At 32.4% G+C, this 19,404-nt stretch carries 18 protein-coding genes and 1 pseudogene; all 19 read left to right on the top strand.

The annotated features are described in order from the left end of the window. The coding region (gene lysS, locus Q0W95_RS04940; protein ID WP_297790483.1) for a lysine--tRNA ligase at positions 1-1,735 on the top strand (1,735 nt) is incomplete at its 5' end. 63 nt (positions 1,736-1,798) lie between these two features. Further along, positions 1,799-2,080 (top strand): CD1845 family protein, encoded by a 282-nt coding sequence (locus Q0W95_RS04935; RefSeq protein ID WP_001267200.1) that lies wholly within the window; start codon positions 1,799-1,801, stop codon positions 2,078-2,080. Positions 2,081-2,163: 83 nt separating this feature from the next. Next, entirely contained in the window at positions 2,164-2,937 is a 774-nt protein-coding gene (locus Q0W95_RS04930) for a replication initiator protein A (RefSeq protein ID WP_297790477.1), read from the top strand. After that, positions 2,934-3,761 carry an ATP-binding protein gene (locus tag Q0W95_RS04925; protein WP_297790475.1) on the top strand — a complete coding sequence of 276 codons (828 nt, stop codon included), beginning with the start codon at positions 2,934-2,936 and terminating at the stop codon, positions 3,759-3,761. Before Q0W95_RS04930 ends, Q0W95_RS04925 begins: the two co-directional genes overlap by 4 nt. After that, complete coding sequence (locus Q0W95_RS04920; protein WP_004812300.1) at positions 3,754-4,239, top strand: PcfB family protein; 486 nt, start codon at positions 3,754-3,756, stop codon at positions 4,237-4,239. The genes Q0W95_RS04925 and Q0W95_RS04920 overlap by 8 nt, the downstream gene beginning before the upstream one ends. Beyond that, on the top strand, positions 4,236-4,970 hold the full coding sequence (locus Q0W95_RS04915; RefSeq protein WP_297790470.1) for a BRO family protein: 735 nt from the start codon (positions 4,236-4,238) through the stop codon (positions 4,968-4,970). The genes Q0W95_RS04920 and Q0W95_RS04915 overlap by 4 nt, the downstream gene beginning before the upstream one ends. Then, positions 4,963-6,009: pseudogene (locus Q0W95_RS04910) on the top strand (type IV secretory system conjugative DNA transfer family protein); the annotation flags it as partial. The gene Q0W95_RS04915 and the pseudogene Q0W95_RS04910, both read left to right, overlap by 8 nt. Before the next feature lie 45 nt (positions 6,010-6,054). After that, positions 6,055-7,893, top strand: coding sequence for a recombinase family protein (locus Q0W95_RS04905; RefSeq protein ID WP_297790466.1), 1,839 nt, complete (start codon positions 6,055-6,057; stop codon positions 7,891-7,893). A gap of 75 nt (positions 7,894-7,968) precedes the next feature. Next, the gene (locus tag Q0W95_RS04900; RefSeq protein ID WP_000079884.1) at positions 7,969-8,541 is read left to right on the top strand and encodes a TetR/AcrR family transcriptional regulator; all 573 of its coding nucleotides are present in this window, start codon (positions 7,969-7,971) and stop codon (positions 8,539-8,541) included. A gap of 50 nt (positions 8,542-8,591) precedes the next feature. Continuing rightward, positions 8,592-9,110, top strand: a complete 519-nt coding sequence (locus Q0W95_RS04895; protein ID WP_000708365.1) for a ClbS/DfsB family four-helix bundle protein — start codon at positions 8,592-8,594, stop codon at positions 9,108-9,110. Positions 9,111-9,250: 140 nt separating this feature from the next. Then, positions 9,251-10,990, top strand: coding sequence for an ABC transporter ATP-binding protein (locus Q0W95_RS04890; protein ID WP_002842637.1), 1,740 nt, complete (start codon positions 9,251-9,253; stop codon positions 10,988-10,990). Continuing rightward, positions 10,983-12,692: an ABC transporter ATP-binding protein gene (locus Q0W95_RS04885; protein WP_004838399.1), complete on the top strand. Its 1,710-nt coding sequence runs from the start codon at positions 10,983-10,985 to the stop codon at positions 12,690-12,692. The genes Q0W95_RS04890 and Q0W95_RS04885 overlap by 8 nt, the downstream gene beginning before the upstream one ends. Positions 12,693-12,694: 2 nt before the next feature. Continuing rightward, complete coding sequence (locus tag Q0W95_RS04880) at positions 12,695-14,200, top strand: ABC transporter ATP-binding protein (RefSeq protein WP_002842626.1); 1,506 nt, start codon at positions 12,695-12,697, stop codon at positions 14,198-14,200. Between the two features lies 1 nt (position 14,201). After that, entirely contained in the window at positions 14,202-14,906 is a 705-nt protein-coding gene (locus tag Q0W95_RS04875; protein WP_025194627.1) for an energy-coupling factor transporter transmembrane component T, read from the top strand. Positions 14,907-14,916: 10 nt separating this feature from the next. Further along, on the top strand, positions 14,917-15,501 hold the full coding sequence (locus Q0W95_RS04870; protein WP_000791747.1) for an MptD family putative ECF transporter S component: 585 nt from the start codon (positions 14,917-14,919) through the stop codon (positions 15,499-15,501). Positions 15,502-15,766: 265 nt separating this feature from the next. Beyond that, positions 15,767-16,183: a sigma-70 family RNA polymerase sigma factor gene (locus Q0W95_RS04865; protein WP_001074477.1), complete on the top strand. Its 417-nt coding sequence runs from the start codon at positions 15,767-15,769 to the stop codon at positions 16,181-16,183. Between the two features lie 83 nt (positions 16,184-16,266). After that, the gene (locus Q0W95_RS04860) at positions 16,267-16,596 is read left to right on the top strand and encodes a DUF3847 domain-containing protein (protein WP_009346081.1); all 330 of its coding nucleotides are present in this window, start codon (positions 16,267-16,269) and stop codon (positions 16,594-16,596) included. Between the two features lie 244 nt (positions 16,597-16,840). Continuing rightward, positions 16,841-18,493: a MobQ family relaxase gene (mobQ, locus tag Q0W95_RS04855; RefSeq protein ID WP_004838400.1), complete on the top strand. Its 1,653-nt coding sequence runs from the start codon at positions 16,841-16,843 to the stop codon at positions 18,491-18,493. A gap of 2 nt (positions 18,494-18,495) precedes the next feature. Then, entirely contained in the window at positions 18,496-19,248 is a 753-nt protein-coding gene (locus Q0W95_RS04850) for a phage replisome organizer N-terminal domain-containing protein (protein ID WP_002843606.1), read from the top strand. The last annotated feature ends 156 nt before the right edge of the window (positions 19,249-19,404 follow it).

The raw sequence follows: 19,404 nt of genomic DNA, 5'->3' as shown, positions 1-19,404 counted from the left end.
GAGTAAAAGAGGCCATGGTAAAGTTAATTTCATGGACTTGCAAGATTCTCTTGGTAGAATACAATTATTTAATAAAGTAAATGAGTTAGGCGAAGAAAACTACGCAAAAGTTAAAAATATGGATATTGGAGACATTGTTGGTGTTGAAGGAAGCATATTCAAGACACACAGCGGCGAAATATCTATCAGAACAAAATCAGTAGTTTTATTGTCTAAATCATTACAAATATTACCTGAAAAATGGCATGGATTAAAAGATCCGGATTTGAGATATAGACAAAGATACGTGGATTTGATTATGAATCCAGAAATCAAAGATACTTTTGTTAAGAGATCTAGAATTATTTCGGCAATCAGAGAATTCTTGGATACAAGAGGATTCTTGGAAGTTGATACTCCAATCTTAAATACAATTGCTGGTGGAGCAAATGCGAGACCATTTATCACTCACCATAACACTTTGGATATAGATATGTATTTGCGTATTGCAAATGAATTATACCTAAAGAGATTAATCGTAGGTGGATTTGACAAAGTTTATGAAATGGGTAGAATGTTCAGAAACGAAGGAATGGACCACACACATAATCCAGAATATACGGCAATAGAATTGTACCAAGCATACGCTGACTACAACGATATGATGGATATAACGGAACAATTAGTTGCATTCGTGTGTGAAAAAGTTAATGGTTCTATGAAATCTCAATTCGGTGAAACTGAAATTGACTTTACACCACCATGGAAAAGAATCACAATGGTTGATGCGATAAAAGAATACGCAGATATAAATTTTGATGAAATTGAAACTGATGAACAAGCTCGTGAAGTTGCTAAAGCAAATAATGTTGACATAAAAGACAACATGTCGCGTGGAGAAGTAATCAACGAATGCTTCGAACATTTCTGCGAAGAAAAATTGGTTCAACCAACATTTGTGTTGGGTCATCCAGTGGAAGTAAGTCCATTAGCTAAGAGAAATCCAGACGACGAAAGATACACTCACAGATTTGAAGCATTTGTATGCACAAAAGAAATCGCAAACGCATTTAGTGAATTGAACAATCCAATCGATCAAAAAGAAAGATTCTTGAAACAAGTTGAAGCTAGAGAAAATGGTGACGACGAAGCTCAAATGATGGATTATGATTTCTTGAACGCATTGGAAGTAGGACTTCCACCAACAGGCGGATTGGGAATTGGTGTTGACAGACTTATAATGATGTTGACTAACAACGAATCAATCAGAGATATTATGTTGTTCCCAACAATGAAGCCAATAGGCTTAGAAAAGGCAGAAAATGGGGGTTTGTCAAAAGAAACTTACGAAACTTACGACAAACTTACGACAGAAAAAATCGACTTTTCAAAAGTAAAAGTTGAACCACTATTTGAAGATATGGTTGATTTTGATACATTCTCAAAATCTGATTTTAGAGTTGTAAAAGTTAAGAACTGCGAAGAAGTTCCTAAGTCAAAAAAACTTTTGAAATTTACATTAGATGATGGTTCTGAAAAGGAAAGAGTTATTTTATCTGGTATTAAGGAATATTACACCGCAGAGAGCTTAATTGGAAAGACACTGCTTGCGATTTGTAATCTTCCTCCTCGTAAGATGATGGGAATCGACTCAGAAGGTATGATTATATCTGCAATTTGTGAGTATGACGGTGAAGAAAAACTTAACTTAATAATGCTGGATGATAATATTCCAGCAGGATCAAAATTATATTAAAGGACACGCTAATTATGAAACTGGGGTTTGTTATGAATCCCAGTTTAATTTTTAGGAGTATGTATGAGATGGATAATTAGAATAATTTTATTACCGATAAGATTAGTGTTGAGTTTGCTCATAGCTTTTTTAACCTTCATATTAAGTTTGAGTACTGCGTTGTTAAGCGTAGTTTCTACTTTGATTTTTATAATTGGAATAGCTAGCATTTTTCAAGGAGACAAGCAAATTGTAATTGAAGCACTAATATTAGCATTTTTATTTAGTCCATTTGGATTACCTAAATTAGGTATATATGTTATTGGATTATTAGAATTATTAAACTATACAATAAAATCAATTTGAAGAAAAATAAATATAAGACAACCGTAGACGATAGAAAGCAATAATTCTGTCGTCTTTTTTTATTTTAAAGAGAGGAGGTAGGAATGAATTTTGATTATTTTTATAATAGGCAATCTGAAATGTATAACTTCATTAGGTTACCTATGGTATTAATGGAAGATGAGATTTTTGAGAGCATTTCTATTGAAGCTAAAGTTTTGTATTCATATATGCTTAATCGAATGGGTCTTTCATATAAAAATGGCTGGATAGATGAAGATGGAAAAGTCTTTATTTACTACACAATGGATGCTATTAAAGAGCAATTTAACTGTGCTAATGATAAAGCCTTAAAGATTATAAATGAGCTTGATATAAAATCAGGAATTGGATTGATAGAAAAGAAAAGACAAGGACTTGGAAAACCAAATAGGATATATGTTAAAGATTTTATGAGTGTTTTCTCTGATTCAAATAATAGAAATCCAGATTTCCGAAAATCAGAAGTCCAGACTTCCGATAATCGGAATTCAAGAACTCCGAATAACAGACTTCAAGATTTCCGAAAATCGGAAGGTAACTATAACAATATTAGTAATAATGAGTTAAGAAATAATGATTTTAGTAAAGGGCAAAAGCCTTATGGAATATATAAAAACATATTTTTGACTGATGAAGAATACAAGGACTTAACAAATGAGTTAGGAAGTAGAATTAATGAATACATTGATAGGTTGTCGTCATATATGAAAGCAAATAACAGAGAATATCAAGACCACAAGGCAACGATAATCAATTGGTATCTTAATGATCAGGCAAAAAACATTAATGATAATACAACAAGGAAAATGAATTACGATATAGGAGAGAGTTTATGAAGAACTTAAAAAATTTTGTATTAAGAGAAAATGATATTGAAAGAAATGGACATATTTATTGCAATGTCTGTGGTAAAAGAGTCGATGGAGAATTACTTGACCTTGGATTTACAAAGTTTATTCCAAGAATTAAATGTGAATGTGAAATAAAAAGAGATAAGGAAAATGCAGAAAGAGAAATATTAACGAGAATATCATGGCTAAAAAGAGATTGTTTTTCATCGCTAAACCAACACCAATATACTTTTGAGAGATTCTTAAATGAAAAAGGTCAAGCCTATAAGGTTGCCTATAATTATGCCAAAAGTTTTGAGCAAATGAAGGAAGACAATGTAGGACTTTTATTTTATGGAGATGTTGGCAGCGGAAAGACTTATCTTGCTTGTTCAATTGCAAATGAATTAATCGAAAGAGAACAAGTTAAAGTTAAGATTATGAATTTATCTCAGGTTATAAATCAAATACAAAAATCAGCATTTAAGCTAGATTCAAATGAAATTATAGATAACCTATCAAACATTCCGTTGTTAATTTTAGATGATCTTGGAATTGAAAGGGATACATCTTATGCAAGAGAACAAGTATATAACATTATAAACTCAAGATACTTAAAAGGTAGGCCGACAATTTTTACTACAAACTTATCATTGGAAATTATTCAAAATCCTAATATTGAACTTGAGTATCAGAGGATATATTCAAGAATACTTGAAATGACAATACCAGTTAAAGTTACAGGAGAAGATTTTAGAAGAAAAATCCATCAGGAGAAGTTAAGAAAATACAAAGAGTTACTTTTATATGGAGGTGGAATAGATGATTAATGAAGAAGTATCAAGGTCGAGTCTTAATCTTGAAGTAAGGCTTGCAAAAGCAACAAGTAAAGCAATTCTCGATGCCTTAAAGAAAGTACACAAGCAAATAGAAGAACAAGGAGGCTTGAAAAATGTAATAAAAAATAACGGAGAAGAAGTAAAACTAAAAGATATGGTTAAAAAGGGACAGTTAGAAGAAATTAATCTAAAAGATCCTGAGTTAAAAGAACTAAAGAAAATTTTAAATAAACACGGAGTGAAGTTTTCTGTTATGAAAGATAAGGAAACTGGTAACCACTCTGTGTTTTTTCAATCTAAGGATATAAAGGTAATGGAACACGCCTTTAAAAAAGCAGTTAAGGCTTCTGAAAGAAAGGCCGATAGAAAAGATTCAATAACGAATACTATAAATAAGTTTAAAGATATGGCTAAGGACACCATTAGTAAAGATAAAGTTAAAAATAAACATAAGGAGCAAAGCTTATGATAAGTAATTTAAAAACATTTGAAAATAAGAATTTTGGGAAACTCACTGTTATAGAAAAAGACGGTGAGTTTTTCTTTATAGCTAATGAAGTAGCAACTATGCTAGGATATGTCAATCCAAGAAAAGCTATTTATGACCATGTAGACGAGGAAGATAAGGGTGTAACGAAATGGAACACCCCTGGAGGAATACAGAATATTTCAATAATTAATGAATCAGGACTGTATTCACTTATCCTTTCATCAAAACTACCCCAAGCAAAAATATTCAAAGCTTGGGTAACGAGAGAAGTCTTACCAAGTATTAGAAAAAATGGAGGATATATTTCAGGGCAAGAAAAGAAAACTAATGAAGATCTACTTGCAGATGCAATTTTAGTAGTCAATAGAATTATTGCCGAGAGAGAGGAAGAAATTGAAGAATTAAGACCAAAGGCAGACTATTATGACAAATTAGTAGATTATAACCTACTTACAAACTTTAGAAATACTGCCAAAGAGTTAGGAATACCACAAAATCAGTTTATAAGTTTTCTAATGGATAAGGGATTAATTTACAGAGATAAGAAAAAGAAACTCTTACCTTATGCAGATAAGAACAAGGGATACTTTGAAGTAAAAGAATGGGTTGATCCACTAGGTATACTTGTAGGCATACAAACTTTTATAACACCAAAGGGAAGACACTACCTACTAATTTTATTAGATAGCGAAGGTTTCTACGATGAATAAGGTATTAGAAGCCATTCTTTCTGATATTAAAAACTTAATTAAAATAGACAACCCAAAGAAATTTATATTATCAAACATTCCCTATTTATCATTTTGCTACATTGGAAATATCTTTTCTAAGCACATAAATTCTTATGTAGGAGGAGATATTATTGATAGATTAATGGTGGGAATTTCTGATATAGGAACTTTATCTTATATACCAAGCCTTAATCCAAGGGACTTGTTAGTAGGTGTTTCAGTTGCTGCTCTTGTTAAGCTAATTGTTTATATTAAAGGTAAAAATAAAAAGAAATACAGGCAAGGTAAGGAATATGGATCTGCAAGATGGGGAGAAAGCAAGGATATTGCTCCATACATTGACCCTAAGTTTGAAAACAATGTACTAATAACTAATACTGAAAGACTAACAATGAATTCAAGACCTAAAAACCCTAAATACGCTAGAAATAAAAATGTGTTAGTGATTGGTGGTTCTGGATCAGGTAAGACAAGATTTTATGTAAAGCCAAATCTAATGCAAATGCACTCTTCCTATGTAGTAACAGACCCTAAAGGCACACTTGTGTTAGAGTGTGGAAAAATGCTTTATGAAAATGGATATGACATAAAGATTTTAAACACAATAAACTTTAAAAAATCAATGAAATACAATCCCTTTGCATATTTGAGAAGTGAAAAAGATATTTTAAAGCTTGTCCAAACGATTATTGCTAATACTAAGGGAGATGGAGAAAAGGCTGGAGAAGATTTTTGGGTAAAGGCTGAAAAGCTGTATTACACTGCCCTCATCGGTTATATATATTATGAAGCACCAGAAGAAGAAAAGAACTTTAAGACACTTTTGGATATGATTGACGCAAGTGAGGTTAGAGAAGATGACGAAACCTATATGAACCCAATTGATAGGCTCTTTGAAGCTCTTGAAAAGAAAGATCCAAGTCATTTTGCAGTTAAGCAATACAAGAAATATAAGCTGGCAGCAGGAGTAATAGAATTAAGGAGAACACTTAATCACTGTTTTAGTGAAACATGTACTTCTTAATTCTTTTTTATTTAAGAAATTAAGAGGAAGGAGGAAAAAGTGAGGAATTTTGAAAAGATAACAGCACTCTATGAGAGATTAAGTCGAGATGATGAACTTGAAGGAGAAAGTAACTCAATCGTTAATCAAAAGAAAATCCTTGAAGAATATGCAAGTAAGAATAATTTAACTAATATCATCCATTTTACAGATGACGGAATAAGCGGGACACAGTTTGATAGACCAGGCTTCATGGAAATGATGAATGGAGTAAATACTGGAAATATCGGTTGTATCATCGTAAAGGATATGAGTAGACTCGGCAGAGATTATCTTAAAGTCGGTCAATGTATGGAGATATTAAGACAAAAGGGCGTAAGACTGATTGCTATAAATGACAATGTAGACAGCTTTTACAGAGAAGATGATTTTACCCCTTTTAGAAATATTATGAATGAATGGTATGCAAGAGATACTTCAAGAAAAATACAATCTACATTTAGATCAAAAGGAGAAAGCGGAAAGCATACGGCAAGCACTCCACCTTATGGCTACATCAAAGATGAAAAAGACAAAGATAAGTGGATTGTAGATGAAAAGGCAGCCGAGATAGTAAGACGAATATTTAATCTTACAATGGACGGAGCAGGACCATACAAAATAGCGAAGATACTGGAAGCAGATAAGATAGATATACCCGCTTATCATCAGCAAAAAATGGGATATGGATTACATCAAAGCAAGAACTTTGAATATCCTTATCGTTGGTGTAGTTCCACAATCGCAAGTATCTTAAAGAAAAAAGAATACTTAGGGCATACAGTTAACTTTAAAACAAGAAAGCATTTCAAGGATAAGAAAAGTAAATATGTATCCGAAGATAAATGGCTCATCTTTGAAAATACTCACGAAGCAATCATAGACCAAGAAACCTTTGATAATGTGCAAAGGATAAGAGGAAATGTAAAAAGGTATCCTGATGGTTGGGGAGAATATCACCCACTCACAGGACTGATGTATTGTGCAGATTGTGGAAGTAAAATGTATGTTCATAGAACAAGCAATTACAAAAATATACCCTATTACACTTGCAGTGCCTATACTAAAACACCTTGTGGCATGCTTTGTCCATCAGCACACAGAATAAAAGCGGAAGTAGTCTTAAATTTAATACAAGACACACTAAAAGATATTAAAAAATACCTTGATGAAGATAATGAAGCCTTTATCTGTTCCATTCAAAATGAAATGGAAGAAAAAGAAAAAATAGAGATAGAAAAGAAAAAGGTAAGATTAACGGAAAGCCAAAACAGACTTAGGGAACTCGAACGACTTATGTGCAGAATTTACGAAGATATGATCCTTAACAAAATACCAAATAGCAGATATGAGATACTAAACAATCAATATGAAACAGAGCAGATAACTTTAAGCAAAGAGATCAAAGATTTAGAGCAGCAGGTATCAAGATATGAAAAAGAAACAGACAGAGCAAGAAAATTTATATCTCTTATCAGTCGTTATGAAAACTTTGATGAACTTACAACTACAATGATAAATGAGTTTGTAGAAAAGATTATCGTACATGAAAGAGATAGAAAAGGAAGTCAGACATCAAAGCAAAAGATAGAAATTTACTTTAATTTCATAGGTAATTACGAACTACCACAGGCGGAGTTAAGCGAAGAAAAAAAACAAAAACTTGAGGAAGAAGAAAGAAAAATCGAAGAAAGAAAAGACAAGCTACATCAAAATTACCTAAAGCGTAAAGCGAGTGGAAAACAGAAAGAGTATGAAGATAAATATAAGGCAAGAAGAGAACAGAAGAAACAGGAGAAAATAAAGGTTTTGAAAAGAGTGGGGATACCGGTGAGTGAGTATATAAAAACAAATATTTAAATCTATCTTGACAAATATTGAATTTTAATTTATTATTAAATGTAGATTCAGTATTGGAATAGAAAGAGGTGTGCTATGGCACAAGTATTAAAAGAAGAAGTTAGAAATAGAATACTCGAAGCAGCAGAAAAAGTATTTTATAAAAAGGATTATAGAGGTGCCAAATTAACAGAAATTGCAAAAGAAGCAGATATTCCTGTGGCACTAATTTATACCTATTTCAAAAATAAGGCAGTTTTGTTTGATGCAGTAGTAAGTTCTGTTTATATAAACTTCGAGTCAGCTTTTAATGAGGAAGAATCTTTGGAAAAAGGTTCTGCTTCTGAAAGGTTTGATGAAGTTGGAGAAAATTATATTCATGAACTTTTAAAAGATCGTAAGAAGTTAATTATTTTAATGGATAAAAGCTCAGGTACAAAGCATACAGAAGCAAAACAAAAACTCATATCGCAAATGCAGGTTCATATTGAAGTAAGTTTAAAAAGACAATCGAAACAGGAATATGATCCAATGCTTGCCCATATTTTAGCCAGTAACTTTACAGAGGGACTTCTTGAAATAGCAAGGCATTATCAAAGTGAAAAGTGGGCAAAAGATATGCTAAAACTTATTGCAAAGTGTTATTACAAGGGAGTGGAATCATTGTAAGTTGATTTGATATTTAAATGCGATAAATTTAAATTTTTGGAGGAGATATTTTGAAGATATATAAAGATAAAGAAGAACTGAAATCTGAGATAAATAAAAGTTTTGAAAAGTATATTTCTGAATTTGATATTATTCCTGAATCTCTCAAAGATAAGAGAGTCCCTGAAGTTGACAGAACACCAGCAGAAAATCTTGCTTATCAACTCGGATGGACAACATTAGTTTTGAAATGGGAAAAAGATGAGAAAAACGGTTTTGAAGTAAAGACACCGTCGGATATGTTTAAATGGAATCAACTTGGAGAATTATATCAGTGGTTTACCGATACTTATGCTCATTTATCGATAGAAGAATTAAAGAAACGATTGAAAGAAAATATTATATCTATCTATACAATGATTGATACACTAAGTGAAGAAGAATTATTTCAACCGCATATGAGAAAATGGGCTGATGAAGCTACTAAAACAGCGACATGGGAAGTTTATAAGTTTATTCATGTTAATACGGTTGCCCCTTTTGGAACGTTTAGAACTAAGATTAGAAAATGGAAAAAGATTGTGCTATAATTTTTGATTTGCTGATACAGTAATTTAAAAAAATATAGTGATCGGATAAAATAGACTTTGCGTAATCAGCAAAGTCTTACTTTAAACCTTAATACTGAATTAAAATTCAATATTATTCAATTTTGAAAGGAGAGTTGTTCATGCCGGAAAAAGAATTAAGGAAAAAAGTGATTGGGAAAAATAGTTTATCCAATTCACTTCTTGCTTTAAAAATAGTATTTGATTTGATACCACAAATCTTACTTGTATATTTGATTAGTTCTTTAATCACAAACAATATTAACGAAGGTAATTTAAAGTATATATTCTTGGGAATCTTTATATCGTTTGTATTAAAAGGAGTGTTTTATTATTTTGCAACAAAGGTTGCCCATGAGAAAGCATACGAAAAATTAACAGAACTTAGGTTAGATATTATCGGTCATCTGAAAAAACTAAGTTTGGGATTCTTTAAAGAACATAATACAGGAGAGCTTACCAACATTGTTCAACATGATGTAGAGCAAGTGGAAGTATACCTTGCCCATGGTCTTCCTGAAATAATGGCAGTTACACTTCTGCCTACCATTATTTTTGTAGCTATGATTTTTGTGGATTGGCGTCTTGCTCTTGGGATGATTGCCGGAGTTCCACTCATGTATTTGGTAAAAGTTCTTTCACAGAAAACAATGGATAAAAACTTTGCGATTTACTTCAATCATGAAAACAGAATGAGAGAAGAGCTAATGGAATATGTAAAAAATATTTCTGTGATTAAGGCTTTTGCTAAAGAAGAGGAAATTAGTGAAAGAACATTAAAAACGGCAAGAGAATATATTTACTGGGTTAAAAAGAGCATGGGGATGGTTACAATTCCAATGGGACTCATTGACATATTTATGGAAATTGGAGTGGTTATTGTCATGATTTTGGGAAGCATATTTCTTTATCATGGAAATATTACAACGCCTAATTTTATCCTTGCCATTATTTTATCGTCTGCTTTTACTGCTTCTATAAGTAAGACAGCTACATTGCAACATTTTTCTATTGTGTTTAAGGAAGCGTTAAAGGCGATAGGGAAAGTATTAACAGTTCCACTTCCAAACAAAAAGACAGAACAAGGTTTAGAATTTGGAAACATAGAATTTAAAGATGTGAATTTTGCATACGGAAAAGATAGCTTTGAGCTTAAAAATATCAATTTGAATTTTAAGAAAAATAGTTTGAACGCCTTTGTAGGAGCAAGCGGTTGTGGAAAGAGTACGGTATCTAATTTGCTTATGGGATTTTGGGATGCAGATGAAGGACAAATACTGATAAATGGAAAAGATATAAAAGAATATAGTCAAGAAAATATCTCAATGCTGATTGGTAGTGTGCAACAAGAAGTTATCCTTTTTGACTTAAGTATTTTTGAAAATATAGCAATTGGAAAACTAAATGCAACAAAAGAAGAAGTCATAGAAGCTGCTAAAAAAGCAAGATGCCATGATTTTATTTCAGCATTGCCAAATGGATATGAAACACGAGTAGGTGAAATGGGAGTTAAGTTATCCGGTGGAGAAAAACAAAGAATCTCTATAGCAAGAATGATACTGAAAAATGCACCGATTTTAATATTAGATGAAGCAATGGCGGCTGTTGATAGTGAAAATGAAAGACTTATCGGCGAAGCAATTGACGATTTAAGCAAGGATAAAACCATCATTACAATTGCTCATCATCTAAATACGATTAGAGATTCAGACCAAATTATTGTTATGGATAAGGGTGTTGTTCTTGATGCAGGAAGCCATGAAGAGCTGATGAAAAGATGTGATTTTTATAAGGATATGGTTGAAGCACAGAACAAGGTAGATAGATGGAATTTGAAAGAGGTGGTAACAGAAAATGTTTAGAGAAATGTTAAAACTACTTACAAAAACTGGCAAGAGAGATTTGATTATATCGAGTGTATTCTTTGCCCTTTATGGACTAAGCTCCATAGCTATGATTGTGATCGTATTTTCTATACTGTTCCAAATATTCGATGGAACGAGCTTAGCAAGTCTATATAAATATTTTATTGCGATTGGATTACTTGTAGTGTTCAAAGGTATTTGTAATATGGTTGCAGATATGAAAAAGCATAGTGCAGGTTTTGATATTGTTCAGCAAATCAGAGAACGCATGATTATCAAATTAAAAAAATTCAGCTTAGGATTTTATACCAACGAAAGACTGGGCGAGATCAATACAATTTTACACAAAGATGTTGATAATATGTCCCTTGTTGTAGGACACATGTGGTCAAGAATGTTTGGTGATTTTTTGATAGGTGCAGTCGTATTTGTTGGTCTTGCAAGTATTGATTTCAAACTTGCTATTATTATGGCTGTATCTGTTCCGATTGCACTTATCTTTCTATATCTGACAATTAAGCAATCTGAAAAAATAGAAAATCAGAACAACTCAGCACTTCTTGATATGGTTAGCTTATTTGTTGAATATGTTAGAGGAATACCTGTACTAAAGAGTTTTTCAAACAATAAGAGCTTAGATAATGAGCTTATGAACAAAACGAAAAAGTTCGGAGAAACAAGTAAAGCAGCTTCAAGATTCAAGGCAAAACAGTTATCTATATTTGGTTTTTTACTGGATATTGGATATTTAGTTCTTTTAATTGCAGGAGCAATACTTGTTATAAAGGGAAATCTCGATGTGCTTAATTTTATTATCTTTGCGGTAATTTCAAAAGAGTTTTATAAGCCGTTCGCTTCTATGGAACAACACTATATGAACTATGTTTCGGCGGTAGATAGTTACGAAAGACTTTCAAGAATTTTATATGCAGATGTAATCCCGGATAAAGTGAATGGAATTGTTCCGAAAGATAATGATATAGCTTTTGATAACATTGGATTTTCCTATGAAAAAGATGAATTTAAAATGGAAAAATTGAGCTTTTCTATTGCTGAAAAAACAATGACAGCCTTAGTTGGAGAATCAGGTAGTGGAAAGACCACTATAACCAACTTACTTCTAAGATTTTATGATGTGCATAAAGGAAAAATTACACTCGGAGGAATTGATATAAGGGATATTCCTTATGATGAGCTTTTAGACCGTATTAGCATTGTCATGCAGAATGTTCAATTGTTTGATAACACGATTGAAGAAAATATCAGAGTAGGTAAAAAAGGAGCTACAAAAGAGGAAATCATTGAAGCTGCAAAGAAAGCAAGAATACATGATTTCATTATGAGTTTACCAAAAGGTTATGAAACTGATATTGGCGAAAATGGAGGAATTTTATCAGGTGGACAAAGACAAAGAATATCTATTGCAAGAGCTTTTCTAAAAGATGCACCGATTTTAATTCTTGATGAAATGACAAGTAATGTTGATCCTGTAAATGAATCTTTGATACAGGATGCTATTACAGAACTTGCAAAGAATAGAACTGTACTTGTAGTGGCTCATCATTTAAAAACAATTCAAAAAGCTGACCAAATTCTCGTATTTCAAAAAGGAAATTTACTTGAAAAAGGAAAGCATGGTGAACTTCTTGCAAAAAATGGTTACTACACAAAATTATGGAAAGCTCAGTATGAGGTATAACCATGATTTTGCTAAAAAATGTTTATTATGAATGGGAAGATGGACGAACTGCTTTAAAAAATGTCAATCTTGAAATTAGAAAAGGTGAATTTGTTTTAATTTCAGGGAAAAGTGGAAGTGGTAAAAGTACTCTTGGAAGTGTGATGAATGGTCTTATTCCACATTATTACAAAGGCAAAATGAAAGGGGAAGCCTTTGCGTCCGGAAAAGATATAAGCAAATTATCGCTTCATGAAATAGGGCGTATTGTAGGTACTGTATTTCAAGATCCAAGAAGTCAATTTTTCACGACAACGACAGATGAAGAAATAGCTTTTGGGCTTCAAACTATCTGCAAATCAAGATATGAAATCAAACAGAGAGTAGAAGAAGTATATGCAGAGCTGGATATTGAGGAACTGAAAGGAAAATCTGTTTTTGAATTATCAAGCGGGCAGAAACAAAAGATAGCTATTGCAAGCATCTATGCAATGAATCCGAAAGTTTTAATTTTAGATGAGCCTTCAGCAAATTTGGATATGAAAGCAACATTTGACCTATTTTTAATTTTGGAAAAATTAAAGAAAAAGGGAACAACTGTTGTTCTAATTGAACATCGTTTGTACTATGTAAAATCTTTATTTGACCGTTTTCTTTTGGTTAAAGATGGAGAGATTGCACAGGACTTGAGTCGGGAAGAAGTTATCCATCTTGAAGGGAAGTTTTGGGATGATAATGGACTAAGAACTCTTGAATTAAAAGAATACAGGATAAGTGAGAAGAAAGATTTATATCAATTAAATGATGAAAGTATCAGTGGGAAAGGCTTGAAATTTTGTTACCCAAGTGCAACTAAGGTTGGAAATAAGCAAAATCAATACATCTTAAATCATCTTGATTTCAATATGGAGTGCGGAATAGCCATTGGTCTTATCGGCTTAAATGGTACCGGAAAAACTACCTTTGCAAGAGTGATTTCAGGACTTGAGAAGATAAAAGAGGGGAAGATATGGACGGGGAAAGATAATTCGCTTAATCATAAAGATTTAATGGATATGTCATATTTTGTCTTTCAAGATTCAGACTATCAGTTGTTTTCGGAAAGTGTACTTGATGAAATGCTGCTTGGTATTTCAAGTAAAGATAAAAAAGAAAATACTCAAAAGGCAAAGTCTATTTTGAATGTACTTGGCTTAGATAAATACATTGATAAGCATCCGTTTGCTTTATCAAGAGGAGAAAAACAAAGACTCACAATAGCTTGTGGAATGATGAAACAGGCAAAAGTTTTTATCTATGATGAACCAACATCAGGTTGTGATAAAGACTCAATGCTTTCAGTGGCAAAATTAATTGAAGAACAATTAAAAAATGGAACAACAGTTTTGGTGATAAGTCATGATTTTGAGTTTTTAGCGAACACAGTGAGTAAGCTCTGGGTAATGGGAGATGGAAAAATAGAAAGTGTTTTGAATATGAGTGAAAGTAATAAAATTCTCATATTGGACAAGATGAGAGGAGGTAGATAACTTGATGGATAGAAAAACAGTCGATCCGAGAATAAAACTTACTCTACTTCCAATTGTTGGATTTACGAGCTTTTTTATAAGCGATACAATTCTACTTTTCGGACTGATTCTCTTTGCCTTTTTTCTGTATGTATACAGCAGTATGTGGAAAAGAGCATTACGCTTTATTTTGTTTTTTGTGATTTTATACTGCATAGAGTTATGGCTTGGAAAGTTTTGTGAAGCAAGTATCGTATTTGCAATATATATGTTTATTTACTTTGCATCAAGGATGACCTTAATTGCTATGTTTGGTGGATATATAACAAAGACTACAAGTGTAAGTGAAATGCTTGAAGCATTAAATAGAATGAAAGTACCAAGAAGCATTGGTATACCTTTTAGTGTTTTGCTTAGGTTTGTACCAACTATAAAAATAGAACTCAAGGCATTAAAAGAGAATATGAAGATTCGAGGAATCGTAACAAGTAGATTTTTTCCCTTGCTACATCCAATTAAATATATTGAATATACGCTTGTTCCGCTTTTAATGAGAATGATTAAGATTTCAGATGAACTGTCAGCTTCAGCACTCATTAGAGGACTTGATAGTGATGAGAACAGGGTTACATTAACAAAATTGAGGTTTAGAACAACGGATTTGTTGATTGGACTATTAGGAGCTTTGATGATTGCTCTTGTGATAGTAATACAGAAAATTTATTAGGAGGACTTTTATGAAAAACAAATTAAATGGTCGTGATTTTATTACAATCGGAATCTTTAATGCAATTGGAATTGTCATATACATGGCGGTTGCATTTGCTATGGCAACAACAGTGATTGGAGGATTTATTGCTTCAGGAGTTAGCTTTATGGTAGCTGCTACCGTTTATATCCTTATGGCTTTGAAAGTTAAAAAGAAGGGCGTATTTACAATATCAGGAACGCTTCTTGGTTTAATTGCATTGTCAGGAGGACATTTGCCTCATGCAGTCTTTGCTGTAATCGGTGGAATTATATGTGATTTGATTATAGGAAATTATGAGAGCAAGGGACGAATGATTATTGGATATGGGATATTTGCATTAGCGGATTTTTTAGGGACAGTAATTCCTGTGATTTTATTCGGAACAGCTTCTTTTGTGGAAAGAGCATCAAAATGGAAAATGAGTGAAGCACAAATAAATGAAGCATTATCTTATTTCAAAGTTTCATGGGCAGTAGGCTTTGCCTTGATAACATTTGTTCTTGCTTGCATAGGAGCATTCGTTGCAACAAAGATACTCAAAAAGCATTTTGAAAAAGCAGGAGTGATTTAATAATAAATTTACTTAGGAGGGAAAATAATGGAGGGATAATTATGTCAAAACTTATAGTTTCGGTTTTCACAGAACGATATAATTATCCTTTTTTATTCTTGGAATTGCTTACACATAGCAATAATACTTTACCAGAAACGACCAAATAGAAAATTATATAAAACATTAGTTTTTAAGCCGAGAGGACTTTTTACGCCAAAGTGTAGAAGTCCTCCTTTTTTATTCTCAAAACCAAAACAGAGAACTTAAAAAGGAGGATGACTAAGTGGCAAAGAAAGAATATTACCTTTATGTAAAAGGCAAAGCCGTACCTGTAAGTGAAGAAGTCTACAAAGCCTATTGGAAGATAACAGAGCATGAAAAGTATCTCCAAAGAAAAGATTGGAAGCATAATGTAATACCATTTTCGGCACTGGATCATGATGGACACTTTGTAGATAACATCATAGATGAAAAGATAGACTTAGAAAAAATTGTAGAAGTAAAAATGCGAATTGAAGAACTTCATAAAGCATTAAATACTCTTACAAAAGAAGAACGAGAACTAATGGAAGCCATCTTCTACAAAGAAGAAAGTCTAAGGTCAATCAGCAGAAGAGAGAAAGTTACACATCAAGCAATCAGTGGGAGGAGGGATAGGATTTTAGAAAAACTGAGAAAGATTTTAGAAGATAAAATCTAAAAACTTGGAAAGGTTAAGTGTCAAAAAAGGTGCTTAACCTTTCTTTATGGAAACAAGCAGATACCAAAACGGAGGAATTAAAAATGAAGAAAGAAAAAACATTACAGGAAGTACAGGAACAAATTTCTGAACTTCAGGAAGAAAGAGAAAAGTGCGATGTAAAGCTGAAACAATTACAAAATCAAGGCAAAAAATTAGAAAAACTGGCAAATGAAAAGGAACGAAAAAGAAGAAATCACAGGCTCATACAAAGGGGATTGATAGTAGAAAGGGTCATTAAAAATCCTCTAATATTTACCAATGAGGAGATAGAAAAACTGTTAAATATCTCTACTCACACAGAAGAATACAGACAAGCCTATGAAGAAATGATAAATGGGAAAGATATGGAAGATGAAACAGACATAGAGTAGATAAAATAAAAGACCTTAGTTTTTTCAGAAGCTCCCTGCAAGGGCAAAAAGCTTCGCAGAACGCAAAGCACCCTTTAGGGTGTATAATTGCGCCCTTAGAAAAACTAAGGGATTTTAGCAAGTCTTTAAAAATCCAAAACTTAATAAAAACATACGGATAAAGTAGATAGGAAAAGATACAAAAAATAACCTGTCTGCTTTTTCCTTTACCTGAAAACAAACAAAAAATGAAAGGAGCTTAAAAGTGGCAGAAACATTTCACTTTAATATTTCTATGATAAGCAGAGGAAAAAGTAAATCGGCAGTTGCAAGTGCAGCATATATCTCTTGTGAGAAAATCAAAAATGAATGGGACGGAGAAGTTCACGATTACCATAATAAAAAGGGACTTTTACATTCAGAAATCTTCTTGCCGGAGAATGTTCCCATAGCATTAAAAGATAGAACTACATTATGGAACAGCGTTGAACTAAATGAGAAAGCAAGCAATGCACAGCTTGCAAGAAATTTTATCATTGCTCTACCAAAAGAATTATCCTTTGAAGAAAACAAGAAACTCATTACCGACTTCATACAAGAACATTTTGTATCAAAAGGAATGATAGCAGACCTTGCAATCCATGATGAAAGTGATGAAGAAAATAATAATATCCATGCCCATATTATGACTACTCTTAGACCAATCAATGAAAAAGGAGAGTGGCAGGCAAAAAGCAAAAAAGAATATGTTCTTGATGAAAACGGAGAAAAGATAAAATTAAAAAGCGGTAACTACAAAACAAGAAAAGTAGAGCTGACAGACTGGAACAATAAAGGAAACGCAGAGAAATGGAGAGAGAATTTTGCAAGTCTTTGTAATCAGTATTTAGAAAAAAATCATCAGGAAAAGAGAGTGGATCATCGTTCCTACAAAAGACAAGGGATAGAAGAAATTCCAACCATTCATATGGGAGCAAGTGCAAGTGCCTTAGAAAGAAAAGGCATTGAAACGGATAAGGGAAATATCAATAGAGAAATTAAAAAGCATAACTCCTTAGTAAAAGCCATTAAGAACAAGATAAAAGAAATCACTTTTTGGATAGACTCTTTACTTGGAAATCTGCAAGCAAAATACGATGAGTATAAACAGACCAAAAAAGATGAACTGGAGAACAAAGCAGAACTCTTTAACCTCTATGAGTATATTTCTATCTACAACGAAATACAGGGAGAAAAAACAAAAAATCTATCCTACTATGGACAGATAAAAAAGGGAAATGCAGACCTAAAGAGATTTGTAAAAGCAATCTACTATTTGAAAGATAATCATCTTCAAACCATAGCAGACCTACAAGAAAAAGTCTTTGAACTGGCAAAGCAAAGTAAAAAAATAAGTGGTGATATTCAAGATAAAACACAAAGAATAAAAGACCTAAATCAATGTGTAAGTTGCATAGACTCTATCAAAGAAAATAAAGAAGTCTATCAGGAATACAAAAGCAAAACCATATTCAAAGACAGCTTTTACAATTCTCATAAAAAGGAAATAGATAAGTACCAAAGAGCAAGAAAGATTATAGAAAAATTTACCGGGACATCAGCCATAAAATTAAGTGATTGGCAAAAAGAAATATCAAGCCTTGAAAAAGAGATACAAGACTTAAGCGAAGATAAAGCTAAAGTACAAGATGAATTTAAGCAGATAGACCATATCAAATATGCAGTAAAGATTGTCAATGATGAGTATGGAATAGATTTATCCATAGAGATAGACAAGGCAATTAAGAGAGGAGATAAACCAAGCGTAATTGCACAACTGAAAAAATTCCAAGAGCAAGAGGAAATAAAGAGGCAGTACAAACAAAAAGCCAAGGAAAAGGCTAAAGAAAATTATAAAAATAAAGGGGAGGAAAGATAAAAATGGCAGACAACAGAAGATACTATTGGTTAAAATTGAAAGAAGATTTTTTTACAGATAAGAGAATCAAAAGGCTAAGAAAAATATCAGGAGGAGATACCTATACAATCATTTACCTCAAATTGCTTTTACTTAGCTTAAAAGATAGTGGGAAGCTGTATTATGACGGAGTAGAAACAGACTTTATCAAGGAGCTTGCATTAACGATTGATGAAACGGAAGATGATGTAATGGTTACAGTAAATTATCTTGTAGCACAAGGATTGATGGAGATAATCACAGAAAATGACGAGTATTTTTTAACAGAAATCCCAAGTCTTATAGGTTCAGAAACAGCTTCTACAAGGCGTTCAAGAAAATCGAGAGGACAAAAAGCGTTGCAATGCAACACCAGTGCAACACCTTGCAACCTTTTGCAACAAAACTGCAACGGAGATATAGAGATAGATAAAGAGATAGATATAGAGTTAGAGAAAGAGGGGGAGATAGAAAAAATATCCCCCTCCCTTTATGGAGAATATAAAAATGTTTCCTTAACCGATGAAGAATATGGGAAGTTAAAGGATAAAATGCAAGGTCATAGGGAAGAAATGATAGAGAAGCTGTCAACCTATATGCAAAGCACGGGAAGAAACTATAAAGATCATTATGCGACCTTAGTTCATTGGTATGAGCAAGATAAAGGTAAATTAAAAGAAAGCCATAAATCAAAAGTATATACCTTTGAAGATTATGACAAGGGGGAACACTTGTAGACCTCGTATAAGACGGTGGAAAGGTGTTTTTAGAGCGTTAATGATAAAATAGGTATCAGACTATAGCTAAGTGTAAAATAGGGCTTAAAATTGCAGTATGAAAAAAATATCGTATTTATGATAAAATGATAGTGATATGGTAATAAACTCAGTTAT

The organism is uncultured Anaerococcus sp., from assembly GCF_947253225.1.
Lineage (GTDB): Bacteria > Bacillota > Clostridia > Tissierellales > Peptoniphilaceae > Anaerococcus.
This window is presented reverse-complemented; position numbering and strand designations above follow the sequence as displayed.

Bases quoted from the DNA above. Each gene is read 5' to 3' on its own strand.
- Q0W95_RS04930 (WP_297790477.1), top strand. From the start codon at position 2,164: ATGAATTTTGATTATTTTTATAATAGGCAATCTGAAATGTATAACTTC.
- Q0W95_RS04915 (WP_297790470.1), top strand. From the start codon at position 4,236: ATGATAAGTAATTTAAAAACATTTGAAAATAAGAATTTTGGGAAACTC.
- Q0W95_RS04870 (WP_000791747.1), top strand. From the start codon at position 14,917: ATGAAAAACAAATTAAATGGTCGTGATTTTATTACAATCGGAATCTTT.
- Q0W95_RS04880 (WP_002842626.1), top strand. From the start codon at position 12,695: ATGATTTTGCTAAAAAATGTTTATTATGAATGGGAAGATGGACGAACT.
- Q0W95_RS04885 (WP_004838399.1), top strand. From the start codon at position 10,983: ATGTTTAGAGAAATGTTAAAACTACTTACAAAAACTGGCAAGAGAGAT.
- Q0W95_RS04860 (WP_009346081.1), top strand. From the start codon at position 16,267: ATGAAGAAAGAAAAAACATTACAGGAAGTACAGGAACAAATTTCTGAA.
- Q0W95_RS04890 (WP_002842637.1), top strand. From the start codon at position 9,251: ATGCCGGAAAAAGAATTAAGGAAAAAAGTGATTGGGAAAAATAGTTTA.
- Q0W95_RS04920 (WP_004812300.1), top strand. From the start codon at position 3,754: ATGATTAATGAAGAAGTATCAAGGTCGAGTCTTAATCTTGAAGTAAGG.
- Q0W95_RS04900 (WP_000079884.1), top strand. From the start codon at position 7,969: ATGGCACAAGTATTAAAAGAAGAAGTTAGAAATAGAATACTCGAAGCA.
- Q0W95_RS04935 (WP_001267200.1), top strand. From the start codon at position 1,799: ATGAGATGGATAATTAGAATAATTTTATTACCGATAAGATTAGTGTTG.
- Q0W95_RS04850 (WP_002843606.1), top strand. From the start codon at position 18,496: ATGGCAGACAACAGAAGATACTATTGGTTAAAATTGAAAGAAGATTTT.
- Q0W95_RS04925 (WP_297790475.1), top strand. From the start codon at position 2,934: ATGAAGAACTTAAAAAATTTTGTATTAAGAGAAAATGATATTGAAAGA.